Genomic DNA, 16,343 nt, shown 5'->3' with positions numbered 1-16,343 from the left:
CCGAGCATGTGTTCCAACAGAAGCCGGCACTCTTTGTACGTGGCGGAAGGCCCAAAGAGAAGAGGCCGGAGGGATAAGCGTGCGTGGACCGACCGACAACGAGGAAGAAAGACGGGTGCAAGCTGCAACCTGCGCTTTGACTTCCATGGTCAAACATTTGGGGGTTGACCCTGAACCATGGATGGCCTCCGCTCTAGCACCTCTTCCTGAAACCCTCCGAATCTCAGTCCATCGTTCCGACCGTGAGTGGACGCTTGAACAAGTGAAGCAACTTGGGGGTAAACCTCTTTCATGGATGCCTAATGAATCAGGCTGGGTGATGCCTTTTGCTCGGGGAAGGGCCCCCGAGGGTGTCGCGCAACGGATGATGGCTCTGTTGCATGAAACCGGTCGCATCACCCGACAAGAAGCCGCCAGTATGCTTCCTGTTCGACTGCTGGACCTGACGCAGGAAACGCTCGCCTTGGACCTCTGTGCTGCACCAGGTTCCAAAGCAACGCAACTGGCTGAAGGGCTGCATCCGAATGGGGTTGTTGTAGCCAATGAGCCTGTATCTGGGCGACTTAACATGCTGGTTAGCAACCGGAGCCGATTGAGTTTGGCCAACATGGTCATCACGCAACATGATGGACGTCACCTCGGTCGAATTCCGCCTCCAGGGTTTGATGCAGTGGTGGCAGATGTCCCATGTACTGGAACTGCGACAACTCGAAAAAACCGTGACGTATGGTGGAATTGGACGCCGAGAGAAGGGCGCCGAATGTTCAAGATGCAACTTGAAATCGCCATGCGTGGAGCTGCTTTGCTCGCCCCTGGTGGAAGTTTGGTCTACTCTACGTGCAGTATCGACCCGATTGAAAATGAAGCGGTGGTTGCCGAAATTCTCCGAAGATGCCCATATTTGGAACTGGTCCCGATTGACGATGAACTCCTACCGGGCCTCATCCTCCATCCCGGAATGAATCAATGGCCTTGTTTTGACGAAGAAGGCAAGCCAACAGAAGCGGGGGGAGGCCGTGACGGCCTACCGTTCCTTGACGCCACCCACCTTTGCCCAGACGACCGCATTGAACAACTTGAAGAAAGCGAGGTTGCTTTTGAGCAGCATTTGAAAGAGGTGTTGCCCGGTTGCAGAAGGTTGTGGCACATGGATAACGACACGGGAGGTTTCTTCCTCGCCTTGTTACGGCATCGCCCAGAAGCATCTCCCGAAGGCATTGCTCAAACCTTCCGTTCGAGAAGACAATTGCGCAATGATGCGGGGTGGGAGCCCAAAGTCAGAAACGCCCCCCCTCATGACAAAAATACCGTTGTCCGGGCGGACGAAGAAGTCCAAAATGAGGTGTTTTCAGCCTATGGAATGGACGATTCTCCCTATTCTGTATGGCAGCGTGGTAAACGAATGAACATCGCCCCTCCAATGGTAGCACAGCGACTCTATGACAGAGAATGCCCCAACAACAAAGGGGAACTGTGGCCAAAGGGAACCTTCCACCCGTTACGGGCCGTTCATGTCGGTATGCCGGCGTTTACATTGAAGAAAAATTCTTGGCGCACCCGCCAGGAAGCGCTGTACCTTTTGAGCGATGTCATCACGAAGAATACGATGGATGTCGACCTTGAAACCTTTACTCGGCTTTTGCGGGGCTGGGCGCCAATGGTTGCCGATTTTGAAGAAGAAATGGGGTGTAAGGAACTCCCAATGGGCGCCTTTTTACTGACAACAAGTCTCGGCTCAAGAACCGAGATGATCTCGGTATGGGTTGGTGCTCGAGTGACACTCATGGTCGATCTTTCAGAACAAAACCTCCTGCGGAAAAAACTTGACCTTCCGTGGCGAGATGAGGAGGAATAAGTCATGAAAACGAAGACTTCCGTACTTGTAATGACGGCGCTCATCTGTCTTCTTTCACCGTTGGGCTGGGCTCAAACACCGCTTGTGGTTCATGCATCATCACCGATCAGCACAACAGAATACAGCACAATAGAGGAAGTATTTGTCACCGAAAATTCGCCGAACTACGCACCAAGCCAGGATGAAGACACCGTTCGGTGGGTCTGGTGGTCCTGGAGCGAAACGACCGGTTCGGATTGGCCTGACGATGATGCAATGTACCGGGCAGACCAACTTGGTTTGAACCTCTCAACCCTCGATGAGCCTCAAGTCTACCGCCATGCTGTTGATTCGGAGGAGGCGGTGTCGCTTGCTGGCGATGTTGAAATCATGGCAGGAGATGTTGGCTACTGGTTTGTTCAGTTCCATTTGGAAATTACTCCGATCGTCGAACTCTCCAACGATACGCTCCTCTACATCGTCCTCACCGAAGACGTCAGCGAAGACCATCACGGCCGTCGAGGTGTTGATATCGTTCATGAAATGCGGCCTGAAGTTGGGTTTTCTCTCCAAGCAAACAACGTAACGGAGACGACGTTCTCTCTTTCATCGGACCACTTGGCTGCGGCTGGAGTTGACCTGCGACAGATCTCAACGGGCTGGCGCTACAGCCTCATGATGTTCAACGGAACACAAGCCAATGACTCCTCGATGCGCATACTCACGCTCGCTTCCGGACCCTTACCTTCCCCGTATCAACACACGAGTGCTGGAGGGCAGTGGACGCCGATTATTTTGATAGCGGTTGCCTTTGTTATTTGCAGTGCAGTGGTTGCTAATTCAAGAAAGCGCGAAGAAGGAATCCCTCGAATTAAAGCCGTTTGGTCTGCTTCATCGCCAACAACACTCATGATCAAACTCGAAGCGGGTACGTTGGCGTTCCGCACACAGGATTGGACCGTTGAATCCCCATGGAAGTTCAAAGGACGCCCTCCTAAACCATCGCTTCAGCCTACGGAACAAAAAGAATTCACCGTTCAATTTTCCCAACACCACCCAGAAGATTGTCGATTTGAAGTCGGTTTAGAGGTTGATGAAATGGGAGCATGGAGACAACATGTCTGGCTTCCAGCTCCTTCCACGGCAACCTTGACCGGGGGAAGTGTTGAAGACGACAGCACGGTTGCTCTTGATTGATGACCATGGATTTGGACGAGACCGACCGGCGCTTACTCTCCTTGCTCAACGACGATGCACGCCAAAGTCAACGGCAACTGGCACGCCAACTTGGCGTCGCTCAAGGAACCGTAACAAATCGCATCAAGCGCTTGGAAGAGGCCGGTGTTATCTCGGGGTACTCCGCTGTCCTCAATCCTGAACAGATCGGCTGGTCCATGACCATTATGGCTGGCCTGCGCATTGTCAAAGGAAGCATGATCGACGTCCAGCAGAAAATCGCTGCTGACCCACGCGTTTTTGCTGTTTATGACGTGACTGGAGACTGGGATTCAATGGTTCTTGCTCGGGTCAAAGACCGCGAAGATTTGGACAACCTAGCAAAAACCGTTTTCACGCTTGAGGGGGTCGCCCGTTCCTTTACCCATGTTGTCCTCAATACGGTCAAGGAAGATCCGCTCCCACAACCTGCTCAACCGGATGAAACCTCATCCAACTGATCGATGAGAGGCCCCAAAACATCCACTAAGCCCGACATTCCCTCAACGGTCTTTGTTTCGGGTTTCAAGCATCGAAGGAGCGTCTTGTACAGAGATTCATCAAAGGCTACGTCCAAGGATTCAAGGTTACGACGGCATGTATTCTGAAGTCGCCCTCCAGTCCGGTCCCAATCCATCAATACAATGATGGTCGGCCCGTTGTCATCCTCATGCCTTCTTCCGTAGGTATCGACCAAATACACCAGTACATCGTCCACGCTCCATCCGCGGTTGAGCAGTTCTATTGGGCCAGTGAACCCGAGACGAGACAATGTTCTGCGGTCACGTAATCCTTCAACGAGAATGGCACAGTCGTGAGTTCGATTGCGCTCACGAGCCTCAGCTAGCGCTCGAGCGGCATCCCACCAGCGCTGTTCGGCATTTGCAGAACCCCGGCGAAGACCATGATAGGAATCGTCGCTCATCATCCGTCCTCCAAAACCTCGTTCAATCGCACCAACAGGTCATCAAGGGCAATCGATTCAAGCCGCAACCGTTTCTTGCGCGAACGATGGCCTGTTACCACCGTCACATCAGCAGCCTTCAGACGAAACTGTTGAGCGACGACATGAACGACGGCTCGATTCGCTTGCCCCTGTCTTGCCTCTGCCTTCACAGCGATGACCAAACGTGAGCGCCACTGGTTAAACCCAGTGACTCCCTGCTTTGATGCCCCAGGCTGAATTTCAACCTCCATCAATAGAGCCCCGTCCAGGGTCTGGGTCAGGCACGTCCCGACGTCCATAACGACTCATTTTCCGGCCGGCTTTTTATTGTCTCCCGGCAGCGTGAAGCCGCCCCTTCTTGTTGTGACACTTTTATCGTGTTTCATATCAAAAAATACGCGAAACGGAAGGCTGGAGAGCCTCGCGAGGGAGATGGAAAGAAGGGGTGCTTCTAGCCCCCTGCAACAAATGCTTAAGGAGGGGCTACGCGGCGGTAGAATCAAGGTGATTCCATGGTCGCGGAAGATACGGTATTCTCTGTTCTCTATGATAAATTCATGTTTTGGTCTATTCTCGTCGGAGTTCTAACCTTCGGATGGATGTTCCTCGCCATGCTGCGATACCGCGAAGGCGTTGAGCCAGATACAACTGATATCGACCATATTGAGGTGGGCTCGTTCCCTGTTGACCGGCACAACACTCCCATGGAAGTGATGTTTTATCTGGCCCCAACCCTCATCGTTCTGTGGCTCATCGTTCTCGCTGTATCGTCAAATGCTGCGGTGTGGGTCATCCCCGATGACGATGATGCACACAACATGAAAATCACTGGAAAGCAGTGGTTCTGGGACTTTGAATATGAAGACGAACTTACTTGGGAAGACGACGAGGCACTTACCTCCATCAATGTAGACTGGCCAACGCTCGGCAATTTGTATGTTAATGCCAGTGGCTCAGAAGCAACGAACGTGACGGTCACCGTTGAAGGGGTCGCCACTGAATTTGCTCTTGACCAACTTACCTCCTCCTTGGAAGTAACGCCAGGAGACGGCGTTGATTACTTCAATCCATCATCTTACTCCTTTATCGAAGTCAGCGATGTTGATGGCCAAGTGCTTCACACTTGGATGCACATCCCAGAAGACCACAAGTTCTCTTCAGCGGCAAATGAACCGATGATTCTACCCTGCGACCAAAACACGGTATTCAACATGAAATCAGAACCAAGCGATGAATCTAACCCGAACTATGTCGGTGTCCAGCATTCGTTTTGGCTTCCTGAATGGGGCGTCAAAGAAGACCTGGTCCCCGGACATGCAGAGGGTACATGGATGACCGTTATGCCCGACGACCCTGGAATGTTTCCGATCAAATGTGCTGAGTACTGCGGTAATCAGCACGCCTACATGACCGGCCAAGTCAAAATTGTCGCCATGGAGGGAACGGACTGTTCCACAGACACCGGCGTAAAGAAGACCGGAGATTCAAGCGATGGAGGTGATTATTGATGCGCACACGAGTTTCAATCATATTGGGAGTCCTTCTCCTTGCTCTGGTTGCAACACCTCAATTTACAGCCATTCCTTCTGGAATCGGTTCTGCTGGTGACCAAGGATGTTCCTGTCACGGCGGAGTGTCCCCCGACACAAGCGTCGTTGTCGATGGACTTCCAGAAGTATACAATGCAAGTGAAACTTACACGTTCACCGTGACCGTCATCAACGATGTCATGGAACTCTACGATGACGGTGGCGAGGACTGGAACGGTCGGGCTGGAGGCTACCGAATTTTGACAACCCACGGAAATGTCGTTGCTATTCCAAACACACTCGGACAGGACATGGATGGCGGCCTCACGCACACTACTGAAGCAAATACAGTTCGCTCTTGGACGTTTGAATGGACCGCTCCTGCAGCTGACGATGAAAACGTTGAGATGACCGTTTACGGGAACGCTGTGAACGGTGGCGCTGGTTCTGGTGGAGACTACTGGAACCAAGCACTCATCTCCATCCCTGGAGTCAACGCTGGTGCACTTGCGCCAAGTGCAAGCGCCTTGGTGATTTTCATTACCGCCATCGGACTTGCTGTCGGCCTCATCTTTGTTGGAATTCTTTGGATCTTTTACCGACGTTCTCCGGACACGTTCACCATGCAACAGTTCTGGGATTTCCTCAAGCCTTGGTTGACCACAACGGACCACAAAGAAGTCGGAGTCATGTACTTCTTGTTCGGATTCTTCTTCTTCCTGGTCGGAGGGTTGCTTGCTCTGCTGTTCCGAATCCAGCTTGCTTTGCCTGAGAACGATTTCCTCACCTACGACGAATACAATTCGTACTTTACACTCCACGGAACAACCATGATTTTCCTAGCCGCCATGCCAATGATTGCTGGATTCATGAACTATGTCCTCCCTCTTCAAATCGGGGCAAAGGACTTGGCGTTCCCAAGAATCAACGCCATGGGACTTTGGCTCCTCGTCTTTTCAACACCGCTCATCTTTACGGGGATTTGGTCTGGACAAGCTGCTGATATCACATGGGTCATGTACCCGCCTTACTCTTCACTCACGGAGGCGAACATGGGTGCTGAACTTGCGAATTACGGCTCGAACGCAGGAACAACGGCGTTTATTTCGGGCATTCTCATGCTTGGTGCTTCATCGACCCTCGGTGGCGTGAACTTCATTACGACCGTATTTACCATGCGTGCGAAGGGCGTTACATGGATGAAAATGCCACTCTTCTCGTGGTCGGTCTTCATCAGCGTGTTCATGCTCTACATGTCGCTTCCAGCCTTCATCATCGGAGTCGCTTTCTTGCTCTTTGACCACACCATCGGAACCACATTCTTCGTCGCAGGTGGAGACCCGCTGCTCTTCCAACACTTGTTCTGGTTCTTCGGCCACCCTGAAGTATACGTTGTGATTGTACCTGCCTTCGGAATTGTTTCTGAAGTTCTCGCAACTTCCGCTCGCCGTTCGATCTTTGGCTACAAATCAATGGTCTTCGCCATGGCGGGAATTGGAATCGTCGGATTCGTCGTATGGGGCCACCACATGCTCACGTCCGGCATGGACCCGTTCTGGAGAGCCGTGTTCATGATTACGACCATGTTTGTTGCCATACCGACCGGAGCAAAAATCTTCAATTGGCTTGCTACCCTTTGGGGCGGCTCTTTGGTGATGAAAACCCACACGCTTTGGTCCCTGGGCTTCATCGTGACGTTCACGCTTGGTGGAATCTCTGGAATGTTCTTCCCTGTATCGGGTATGGACATCCACTTCCACGATTCATACTTCGTTGTGGCTCACTTCCACTACGTCTTCATCGGCGGAACGGTCTTCGGACTGTTTTCCGGACTTTACTATTGGTTCCCCAAAGTTACAGGTCGCAAGATGAACGAAACCCTAGGACTCTGGCATTTCCTCGTCGGATTTGCTTCCTATAACGCAGCGTTCTGGCCCATGCACGCACTCGGGATCATGGGCATGCCCCGACGAACCCACAGTTATACTGTCGAATCTGGATTTGCGGAGTACAACATGGCTGTGTCCACCTTTGCATTCATCTTTGGCCTGAGCCAAATCCTTCTCCTTTGGAACATCATCTACTCCTCTCGTCGAGGAGAACCTGTGGGCAAAGACCCGTGGGGCGGATGGTCACTCGAATGGTCCACTACCTCGCCACCACCTACACCGTCGTTCCACGAGGACCCCGTACAAGGTGACATGAACGAACGCTACGGCCATCACAAGCCCGATACTGGGAAACTCATTGACAAACTGCTGAAAGCCGAGCCGAAGAGTACGGTCGTCGGCAAGTTGGAGGGAGAAGAATGAGCAGCTCTGAAGCACACGTGGAGAACAGCATCTGGATGAGAGCCGTATTGATGGGTAGCACCTTCCTCATCATTGGTATCCTTGCCTTCGCAACCATGGGAGTTGGCATGGCCAACATTAGACATCATGACTATGAAGAAGCCGTCCACCATTATGAGGATGCAAAGCACGATTACGAAGAAGCGAAAGCAAACAATGCTTCGACTGAAGAAATCGCTGTGCTCAAAGCCGAAAAAGACGAGGCTCACCATCATGAAGTTGAAGCACACCTTTCCTATCTCACCTGGAGAACGGCCGGAATTACAATTTTCTTGATGTGTGTTACCTATGCCAGTTTCATTGGCCTTGGTGGCTTCGTTAATTCAATTCAACCTGACGAAGACGACAGCCATAGCAGTTCCAGCTATGGAGGGGACGACCATGAACATCATGGATCAGGCTCTCCAATCATTTTCGCACTCGGTATCATGTTGTTCTTGATGGGCTTCCCTGATTTCCAAGCAACGCTAAGCGACATGTTGTCTGGCAACGAGGCAGAACTCGGAGGACTTGGGCTCAGCATGCTCGGACTCCTCGTTATCGTCCTGGGTGTCTCAAACTGGTGGAGAGAAGACCTTCCGTTCATCGGAAATGGTGAACAGATTGCAACTTCTGCACCGTTTGAAGGACAACACATCCGAAAAGCAGGTTTGTGGGTCTTCATTATGTCCGAAATTATGGTGTTCGCCACCTTCTTTTCATCCTACCTCCGTATGCGTACGGAATGGTGTACTGGATGGCAGGTAGAGGCAGGAAACTGTGAACAAGTGGACATGTTAACCGCATCGGATTTCCTTCGACCAGACGGTGCAGAACTTGGAGGTTTGGGCGGCCAAGGTGACTTCATGACCCTCCTCCCAGGAGCGATCAACACCTTTGCACTCATCGTGTCTTCATACACCATCGTCCTTGCATTGAAAACGGCCAAGGATGCTAACTGGCAAGCTCCAACCGGCTTCATGGGCAAACTCATGCCAACCAAGAAAGCGGCAGTACGAAACTATCTCATCGCAACCCTCATGCTCGGTTCGATGTTTATCGTTCTGAAGTTGATTGAATGGAGCCATCTGGTTGCTGAAGGATTTACCATTGGAACCCAGGCAGGTAGCATCTTTTACATCTCTACCGGAGCCCACGGCCTTCACGTCTTCATCGGCCTTTTGGTCATGCTCTATCTTGTGTTTAAGGCGGACACTGTTGAGTTTAATGAGGACAATGCTCAGGGTATTGAATACTTTGGATTGTACTGGCACTTTGTCGATTTGGCGTGGGTTGTTATCTTCCCAGCCTTCTACTTGTATTGAGGTGAAAACATGGGAGAACACGAAACACACGGAATTATCGAAAACATCTTTGACGGATTGCTTGGAAAGGACATCTATTTTTGGAACTTCATTGTTCTGATGGTATTTACCCTGTTTGAAGTGGCTGCAGTCTTTTTCTCAGGCATCCCTCTCAAGGCAGTATGGGCCATCCTTATCGGTGTCGGAATCGTCAAAGGATACGGAATTTCAGCATATTTCATGCACTTGAAGGGCGACCCCCGAATTTATACGAGAACCGCATTGTTTCCAGTGGTATTTGTTTTGCTGATGCTTTGGGGAATTGGATTGTCCAACCCAGAAGGTGTCACCGGCCTACCTGCTTGGTGCACCCCTCTATCAGCGGATTATGCCACGAATCGCTGAGAGAGATTTACCATGAACGCAAAGCGAACTTTACTGGCCCTGCTCCTAACCTGCCTCTTGCTTATGCCGGCAGCCGCATACAAAGGAAGTCAACTCGCCCGAAGTCCAGTTGATGACTTCGTTCTCACCGACCAGATGGGTGATGAATTTTCATTCTATGACGATAGCAATGAAGTGACGGTCGTTGCCTTTATTTTCACCCGCTGTCCTGATGTTTGCCCAGTGATTACTCAACTTTTGAAGAGTGTTGATGGTGAACTTACAGACACGGAGAAGGGCGATGTTACGTTCATATCCATTACCGTCGACCCTCGGTACGACTCACCAGAACGCCTGAAAGCGTTTACTGACATCCATGGAGTAGAATGGCCTCACCTTACCGGAACAGCTGAAGAACTGGAACCGGTTTGGAAAACTTTTGGTGTCGTTGTCCAGGAGAGTGTTATCGATGCTCATGTAATGGATTACCACCCTGGTGAAGCATCCGTAACCGTCGTGAACACCAGCGGAAATGCTTCCACTCACATGTTCGGCCTTTCAGGTTGGACGCTAACTGAAACCCTAGCGAATCAACATCAAATTGAGATCAACGCATCAATGTCACAATACGGACATTATGTCACTGGAATCGGTGGCGAGGAAGCACCAGGGGATTCATGGTATTGGGAACTTAATGTTTGGAATCAATCAACCAACCTCTGGGCAGCCTCACAAGTTGGCATTGATGACATCGATGCGCTTCAAGAAAACCAACATATTGCTTGGATGCCCTCAAGCCTCAATCGCTCTAATCTCTCCTCACCACTCGTCGAAGGTGAAGCAAGTATGACCATTATGTGGAACAATGGAACAGAAGTTCAAACAAGTATTGACACCTTTGATGGATACCACATCACGAAAGGTGCACTCAACGATGCAGGCGTCAATGTTACGATCGCTGACTCATCATACGGCCACTACATGACATCTCTTGGCGATGAAGATGCTCCAGCAGATAGTTCTTGGTGGTGGAGCCTCTATGAATGGAACTCTACCAATGCGACCTGGGACACTTCCCCTGTTGGAATGGACGGTATTATGGAACCAAAGCATCTTGCTTGGGCTCCTTCAATTGTGAATGCGTCGGATATTCCAGCCCCAGTGAAGAATTCTACCGAAGAGGTATGCAGCGGCCACGGGTGGGAAATGGGTACTGGAGAAGGTCTTCACTGCATGTGTGATGACGGCTATACATGGGACGAAGGCGACAGAACTTCATGCGTGAAAGAGGTCAGTGAAGACTTCAATGTCGGCCACTCAACCATCACCTACATCATCAATGAGAACCGCCAACCGCTTGTCGTTTGGACGGGAGATAATTGGAAGGTTACCGACTTCACCGCCGACCTTAGAGAGGTTCTCGAAAAGGACGGTCTAGGCGACAGTGACCCCCTTGAAACACCCGGCATGACCTTTGTCTTGACCTCTCTAGCACTCGGCCTCGCCGTCGCTGTTCGGCTCCCAAAAGAGAACTCCGACTTGACAGTGAACAAGCGAAAGGGGAAAAAGAGGGAAACCTCCCGCCTCCAATAAAGCAGTCGTCGCATAGCCTGGTATTGCGCCGGATTTGAAATCCGGTGTCCCCGTGACTCGGGAGTTCAAATCTCTCCGACTGCGCCATTTTGCGTGTTTTAGATGCTGTTCAACCGTGAGGATTGAGGGAAGACTTCTCAAACTCCACGCCCCCTCCAAGGTCCATGCGCAGAGGTGCTCTCGTCCTGTTGTTCATCGCCAGCATGATGCTTGCTGGGTGCTTTGGCCCCTCAACATCAGCATGGGGAGATGGAGAAAATGCAGTCAGTGTCTCGTTTGCAAAGGACGACATTGATGTCGTTTCAACTCTTTCTGGAACGAAGACTACGGTTTCTGACATGCAAGCAGTTGGATGCAACCCCAGCGGCGATGAACCCGACCTAACCGTGGGAGAAGGGACTGAAATCTCCTTCACCGGATATCTGGCTGCTAGTGCATTCTATGACACACACGATCCGCTTTTGGGCGGTACTAAATTGAATTACGGCGTAACTACTGCAGTAGCAATTCAAGAGATGTCATTTGATGAGGCCGCAACCGTTGTCGATGGAGAAGGAGCACGGATTGACGTGAAGACATGGTCGAACCCCTTGTCTCCAGAAACAGGGGCTGGTAGTATTGACCTCGATGAAATCAACAGTGATTCTGAATCCCAATGGTTTGTATTGGGGCTGATTCCTGCCTCAGAAAACGTTCATGATGGTTTGACCGCCATGGGTGAATGGCACCAGCCTGTTACGGTCAGTGGATACATGGTTGATGCTAATGAATCCGGTGGAGGGTTTTACAGAGATAGTTTTGACCAATTCGTGAGGCCGGATTGTTCGATGGGCGTAGACAAAGCAATGAACCTTGACAGGTATTTCATCGTCGTTACGAGCGTTGAACTCGATGGTGCTACCGTTAGCATGAATGGAGAAGCAGATGACGAATGGGTTCAAGGAGACGTACCCTTCTTAGGGCGTGCTGGATTTATTTTGTTCTTCCTCGTTGTCGGCTTAGGTGGAGGCGTTGGAGCATTCATTGTTTCAAAAGGAATGGTTCTTAGTTCTGCAAAAGGAACGATGCGGACCCTGCTTGGTTCTGATGGGCTTGACAAGGTTGCCCAAGTCAAAGAAGATATCAAGTCGGCAAAGAAAGCAGGCATGGAATCTCCAGAAGAGCGCAAGAGCAGAATGGAAAAGGATCGCAAGAAGGAACAGAAAAAGGAGCAAAAGAACGACCCTCCCGCTTCAGTTCCAAAAGAAAAAGACTCTCTGGGCGGATTTGACCTTGACAGTGTGCTTGCCTCAACCGCCATACCCTCACGAGGTGCCAGTGGGCCACCGGAACGCAAGAGTTCGGTTGTCGTTACAGATGCAGCCCAGGAAATGGAACAAGTGAACCAGTACGCTGATGACTCCTCATCACTGCCTTCATCCTTTGGTGAACGAAGAACCTCTTCGGTAACATCCTCAACACCACCTTCATCCCGAGCTCCCCGGCAACAAGATGCTCCGGCGAAAAAGCCACCCGTCCGACGTAGAAAGGCCGTCAAAAAAGCACCTGCGGAGGTTGCTGAAGAGCCTGCACCCCGTGTCTTTGATGATGAGCCAGAGGATGACTTTTCTGACTTCTCGTTCTGATCATGGAATCATGACGTTGACAACCGAAGGCAGCACTTCCATCATAAGCGGTGTTGAACCAAGATTTTCTCCATCAATATTGATTGCAGTCGGCTGTTCTGTTGTTATTTCGAGGCGGTTAAAACGGTGATAATCCACCTGTGGATGAAAAACATGGCGCCCATCCTTCTTCAACATTCCAAAAGCCTTGAGTATGCCTCTTCGATGCATTTTCTTCAAAATACCAATGTCCATTTTTCCGTCATCAAGGGATGCTCCTGGCGCAAGGGGTAACTCAGAACCTCCTGTTTGACTGTTCTGAATCAAAAAGAGCGTGAAGTCATCGTCCATTTCCACACCGTCAAGCGTTAGTGTTGCATGACGGCGGCCGTTTGCCATGATGGCCATCAAGATGCCTAAATCGTACCGAATTGGTCCAAGCCATCGCATTTTTTCAGCCTTGATGTTGGAGTCGACTCCCAGGCCCCAAGTCACGAGGTTATGGCTGTAACGAACCATGCGCTCGCCTTCTGAACCAGGAAGCCCTTCAGTCAATTCGACACGGGCCAGGTCCAACGCCTGCTTTGTACCGTTGAGAATGGCGTTGACAGCAACGTCAGGATTGCTCAGTTTGAGGTCGTATGCGACGGAGTTGCCCGTACCGGCTGGAATGATCGCAAAGGATTCTTTTCGTGATGGTTCGGCCTGCATCCTGCCGGTTAGAATCTCTGAAAAGGTCCCATCTCCCCCAACTGAAACAATGAGGTCTCCAGATTTGACCGTGAGTTCAGAAGCAATGGTGACAAGATGCCCGCTGTACGCTGAGTAATGTGCCTCAACCTCGATGCCTTCGTCTCGGAGCAATGCGGCCACATGCTCAGAAACCTTTCTGCCGTTTCGTTTGCCAGAATACGGGTTGACGAGAAGGTGTACGCGTTTTGGCCGTGATGCTTTTTTGCCTTTTTTTGTGAACATTGGTGCGAAAACAGGTTTGTGGACTCCCTTTTTGATTCGGGATTCGGTGTCGCCCTCAAACTCAATGCGGTCCGGAGTTGGAAGTTTCTGAGGTTCGGAGCCCATGGTCCCTACACGGGCACTGGAGCCTTGAAGGATTCCCCGAATTTCCACATCGCGGCGTTAATTGTTTTGAATAGTACTTTATTCAGAGTGAATAATTATCTGCTTTACCTCATTTTTACACGGTTCTCACTCGTTCCGTCAAAACGACATTCGGAGTAACATGCAAGGTGTCTTGAACCAAAGCGGTGTGGTACGACCATGGGCAGAACCTGGACCGAGCAAGACCGTTTCTTCATGGAACGGGCTCTATTGGTCGCAGAACGTGGACGTGGCCAGGTGAGCCCCAACCCACTGGTAGGCTGTGTTTTGGTCAAAGATAGCAAGGTTATTGCCGAAGGATGGCACGACCATCTTGGAGGACTTCATGCCGAACAAATGGCGATTCATGATGCAGAAGCAAAAGGGCACTCTCCCAACGGAGCAGTTGCTTACGTTACCCTTGAGCCGTGCAACCATTTTGGGAGAACTCCCCCTTGTACGGAGGCACTCATGTGGGCTGGTGTCCAAGAAGTGATCATCGCTCACGAAGACCCTAACCCCACCGTCCGTGGAAAAGGACAACGCGTCCTTGAAGCAGCTGGAATTTCGACTTCAACGGGACTGATGGCCGAACATGCAGCAGAACAAATGCGCCCGTTCCTCCATTGGTGCAAGCATCGAAAACCCATTGTGACGGTCAAACTCGCCGTGGATGCAAACGGCTCTGTCGATGACCGTTCATTGAAGGCTGGACGCTTTACTTCACCGGGTTGTCTCGAAAAAGTTCACGAATTGCGTCAAGATTGCGATGCAATTTTGGTCGGAGTTGAAACCGTCATTCGTGACGACCCACTTCTCACCGTCCGAATCGGCCAACCAAAGCGACAACCGCTCAGAGTCGTCATCGACCCTAACGGGCGGTGCCCTCCGAACGCTCAACTTCTTACTGACGGAGGAGAGGCCATGTTGGTTCAGTCCTCTTTTGCAGGATTGCCATTGTTGCTCAATCGCTTGGGAGACCGAAACATTCAGCGCCTTCTCATCGAAGGGGGCCCAACGACCATTCACAGATTCTTAGACCAACGGTTGATCGATGAGTTTTATCTCGTACGATCAAAGCATGAACACGGTTCACCTGTTCCCTCTCGAATTACGGCAGATGTGCTCGAAAAGGCTGGACTCATGCCCACCCATGAAATGGTTTGGGGCGAAGAGAACGTCGAGCACTATACCAGAAGTACGTCAAAGAACGCTTAGAACATCATCCCAACGATGGGATGAGCCTTTTCTGAAGAGGTTGTCATGGAAGTCCCGTTGGTTCATATGAGCGCATCGCGAAAGCCTACCGCGGTGATTGTAGCACCCTTGTCGTGTATGAATCGGCACCATGAGTGCACTAAGATCAATCATTGGACCGGTCGGAGCGGGCATCGTCAGATCAACTCGCTCAACCACTCCATCCCATGTGATGTCACCTTTTGTTGGAGGTTCCAAATCAGGTTCTTCTGCGAGACGGATGCTCCCCTCCGCCAGTTTGACCGGTCGCCATGAACCGCGAACTCCATTTTCAAGCCAGGCAACAAGTGCCTTCATCTGCTCTACCGTAGCCATCCCAAGATGGGAATGCTCCCACCAACCTGGCGTTCGAGCAAGCGTCACATGGTGGACTCCGGGATAGGCTTCGCGCGTATCCAAGCCGTCTGCCCATGTTCTGCAGACATCTTCAATTCGAACAGGGAATACAGGCAGAGGGCCAATGTTGATGTCTTGAAGGCGATAAGGATTGGCGAGTTCACCCAGAAGCAAGATAGGGCGGCGTTGAGCCATTGGAGCCACATTTTGATCCTTCAGAAGGGTGTCAAGAGAGGTTTCTGCCGTTCCGTATCCTTCAAGATAAGCCGTGAGGCTTTTTCCGTCCAAGGTGGCGGTCAAATCTGGCGTATCAGCAGAGTTGAGGAGCGTGACAACTTCATTGGTGCTGCACAACAACGGTCGGTCGGGGAGTGCAATCGGGGAGTTCGCCGGAGAATAGGGCCAAAGACGAGGAGAACCATCACGCATGAGCATCCCTCCTGAGCATCCCACATCAAGGATGCGTTCATTCGGTGTAGGTTGCTTCGAACAAGCAGGCTGGACAGGTCACCTTAATCGGCCGGATGTCAGGTATCCCCAGTGCAACACCGCAAGCAGAACAGAGAATGGCTTGATTGATCTGTTCTCGCCGTTCGGCAGCCTCACGGCTTGGGTCATACTCGTATCGGAACTCTTGCCTGTTCACCATGGTTGGCCCCACGTTAGAGGGTGGGGCAGGGGGGGGCAGCGGGCTTGTTTTGTGAGAATTGTCCCACGCTGGCGCAGGTGTTGTAGGAGGGGGGGCTTGACCCGGACCGGAGGAAAGGGCACTCCGAATCGTGGCTTCGTCTGTTTGGTAAACACGAGTAAGGCGGTCAATTTCAAGCATCTGCTCATACCCCTCCATGGCTCGAAGAGCATTGATTTCTTCCAGTGGAACAACGCCCATAGCCTGTCCAATGCTTTCTTTAAT

15 protein-coding genes and 1 tRNA gene are annotated in these 16,343 nt (G+C 51.3%); 11 read left to right on the top strand and 5 right to left on the bottom strand.

Annotated elements, in window-relative coordinates; all coding sequences use genetic code 11:
* The first annotated feature begins 79 nt into the window (after positions 1-79).
* From AAA857_RS04055 to AAA857_RS04045, 3 genes are read left to right on the top strand one after another with little or no spacing between them, the layout of a single operon-like run.
* On the top strand, positions 80-1,855 hold the full coding sequence (locus AAA857_RS04055) for an RsmB/NOP family class I SAM-dependent RNA methyltransferase (RefSeq protein WP_338173385.1): 1,776 nt from the start codon (positions 80-82) through the stop codon (positions 1,853-1,855).
* A 3-nt stretch (positions 1,856-1,858) separates the two neighbouring features.
* Positions 1,859-3,031, top strand: coding sequence for a hypothetical protein (locus AAA857_RS04050; protein ID WP_338173383.1), 1,173 nt, complete (start codon positions 1,859-1,861; stop codon positions 3,029-3,031).
* Positions 3,031-3,510 carry an Lrp/AsnC family transcriptional regulator gene (locus AAA857_RS04045; protein WP_338173380.1) on the top strand — a complete coding sequence of 160 codons (480 nt, stop codon included), beginning with the start codon at positions 3,031-3,033 and terminating at the stop codon, positions 3,508-3,510. The genes AAA857_RS04050 and AAA857_RS04045 overlap by 1 nt, the downstream gene beginning before the upstream one ends.
* On the opposite strand, the gene AAA857_RS04040 is transcribed toward AAA857_RS04045, so the two are convergent.
* Positions 3,483-3,974, bottom strand: a complete 492-nt coding sequence (locus AAA857_RS04040; RefSeq protein WP_338173378.1) for a hypothetical protein — start codon at positions 3,972-3,974, stop codon at positions 3,483-3,485. The genes AAA857_RS04045 and AAA857_RS04040 overlap by 28 nt on opposite strands.
* Positions 3,974-4,294: a DUF167 domain-containing protein gene (locus AAA857_RS04035; protein ID WP_338173376.1), complete on the bottom strand. Its 321-nt coding sequence runs from the start codon at positions 4,292-4,294 to the stop codon at positions 3,974-3,976. The genes AAA857_RS04040 and AAA857_RS04035 overlap by 1 nt, the downstream gene beginning before the upstream one ends.
* A 213-nt stretch (positions 4,295-4,507) precedes the next feature.
* Here AAA857_RS04035 and AAA857_RS04030 point away from each other — a divergent pair, with 213 nt between their 5' ends.
* From AAA857_RS04030 to AAA857_RS04000, 7 genes are all read left to right on the top strand, one after another.
* Positions 4,508-5,503: a hypothetical protein gene (locus AAA857_RS04030; RefSeq protein WP_338173374.1), complete on the top strand. Its 996-nt coding sequence runs from the start codon at positions 4,508-4,510 to the stop codon at positions 5,501-5,503.
* The gene (locus tag AAA857_RS04025) at positions 5,503-7,836 is read left to right on the top strand and encodes a cbb3-type cytochrome c oxidase subunit I (protein ID WP_338173372.1); all 2,334 of its coding nucleotides are present in this window, start codon (positions 5,503-5,505) and stop codon (positions 7,834-7,836) included. The genes AAA857_RS04030 and AAA857_RS04025 overlap by 1 nt, the downstream gene beginning before the upstream one ends.
* Positions 7,833-9,179, top strand: a complete 1,347-nt coding sequence (locus tag AAA857_RS04020; protein WP_338173370.1) for a heme-copper oxidase subunit III — start codon at positions 7,833-7,835, stop codon at positions 9,177-9,179. Before AAA857_RS04025 ends, AAA857_RS04020 begins: the two co-directional genes overlap by 4 nt.
* 9 nt (positions 9,180-9,188) lie before the next feature.
* Complete coding sequence (locus AAA857_RS04015) at positions 9,189-9,563, top strand: cytochrome C oxidase subunit IV family protein (protein WP_338173367.1); 375 nt, start codon at positions 9,189-9,191, stop codon at positions 9,561-9,563.
* Positions 9,564-9,575: 12 nt separating this feature from the next.
* Positions 9,576-11,135, top strand: a complete 1,560-nt coding sequence (locus tag AAA857_RS04010) for an SCO family protein (protein ID WP_338173365.1) — start codon at positions 9,576-9,578, stop codon at positions 11,133-11,135.
* A 1-nt stretch (position 11,136) separates the two neighbouring features.
* A tRNA-Ser gene (locus tag AAA857_RS04005) sits at positions 11,137-11,222 on the top strand.
* Positions 11,223-11,299: 77 nt separating this feature from the next.
* A complete protein-coding gene (locus AAA857_RS04000) occupies positions 11,300-12,760 on the top strand; it encodes a hypothetical protein (RefSeq protein WP_338173363.1) in 1,461 nt (486 codons plus the stop codon).
* Here AAA857_RS04000 and AAA857_RS03995 read toward each other — a convergent pair whose 3' ends face one another.
* Complete coding sequence (locus tag AAA857_RS03995) at positions 12,761-13,819, bottom strand: diacylglycerol kinase family protein (protein WP_338173361.1); 1,059 nt, start codon at positions 13,817-13,819, stop codon at positions 12,761-12,763. It lies immediately after the preceding gene.
* Positions 13,820-14,017: 198 nt separating this feature from the next.
* Here AAA857_RS03995 and ribD point away from each other — a divergent pair, with 198 nt between their 5' ends.
* Positions 14,018-15,055: a bifunctional diaminohydroxyphosphoribosylaminopyrimidine deaminase/5-amino-6-(5-phosphoribosylamino)uracil reductase RibD gene (gene ribD / locus AAA857_RS03990; protein WP_338173359.1), complete on the top strand. Its 1,038-nt coding sequence runs from the start codon at positions 14,018-14,020 to the stop codon at positions 15,053-15,055.
* On the opposite strand, the gene AAA857_RS03985 is transcribed toward ribD, so the two are convergent.
* Positions 15,041-15,859, bottom strand: a complete 819-nt coding sequence (locus AAA857_RS03985) for a hypothetical protein (RefSeq protein WP_338173357.1) — start codon at positions 15,857-15,859, stop codon at positions 15,041-15,043. The two genes, ribD and AAA857_RS03985, sit on opposite strands and share 15 nt — an antisense overlap.
* 37 nt (positions 15,860-15,896) lie before the next feature.
* Complete coding sequence (locus AAA857_RS03980) at positions 15,897-16,319, bottom strand: hypothetical protein (protein ID WP_338173356.1); 423 nt, start codon at positions 16,317-16,319, stop codon at positions 15,897-15,899.
* Positions 16,320-16,343: the final 24 nt, after the last annotated feature.

This window comes from Candidatus Poseidonia alphae, assembly GCF_943787815.1.
Lineage (GTDB): Archaea > Thermoplasmatota > Poseidoniia > Poseidoniales > Poseidoniaceae > Poseidonia > Poseidonia alphae.
Note: the sequence above shows the minus strand (reverse complement) of the source record. Positions and strands in the feature narration are given on the sequence as shown.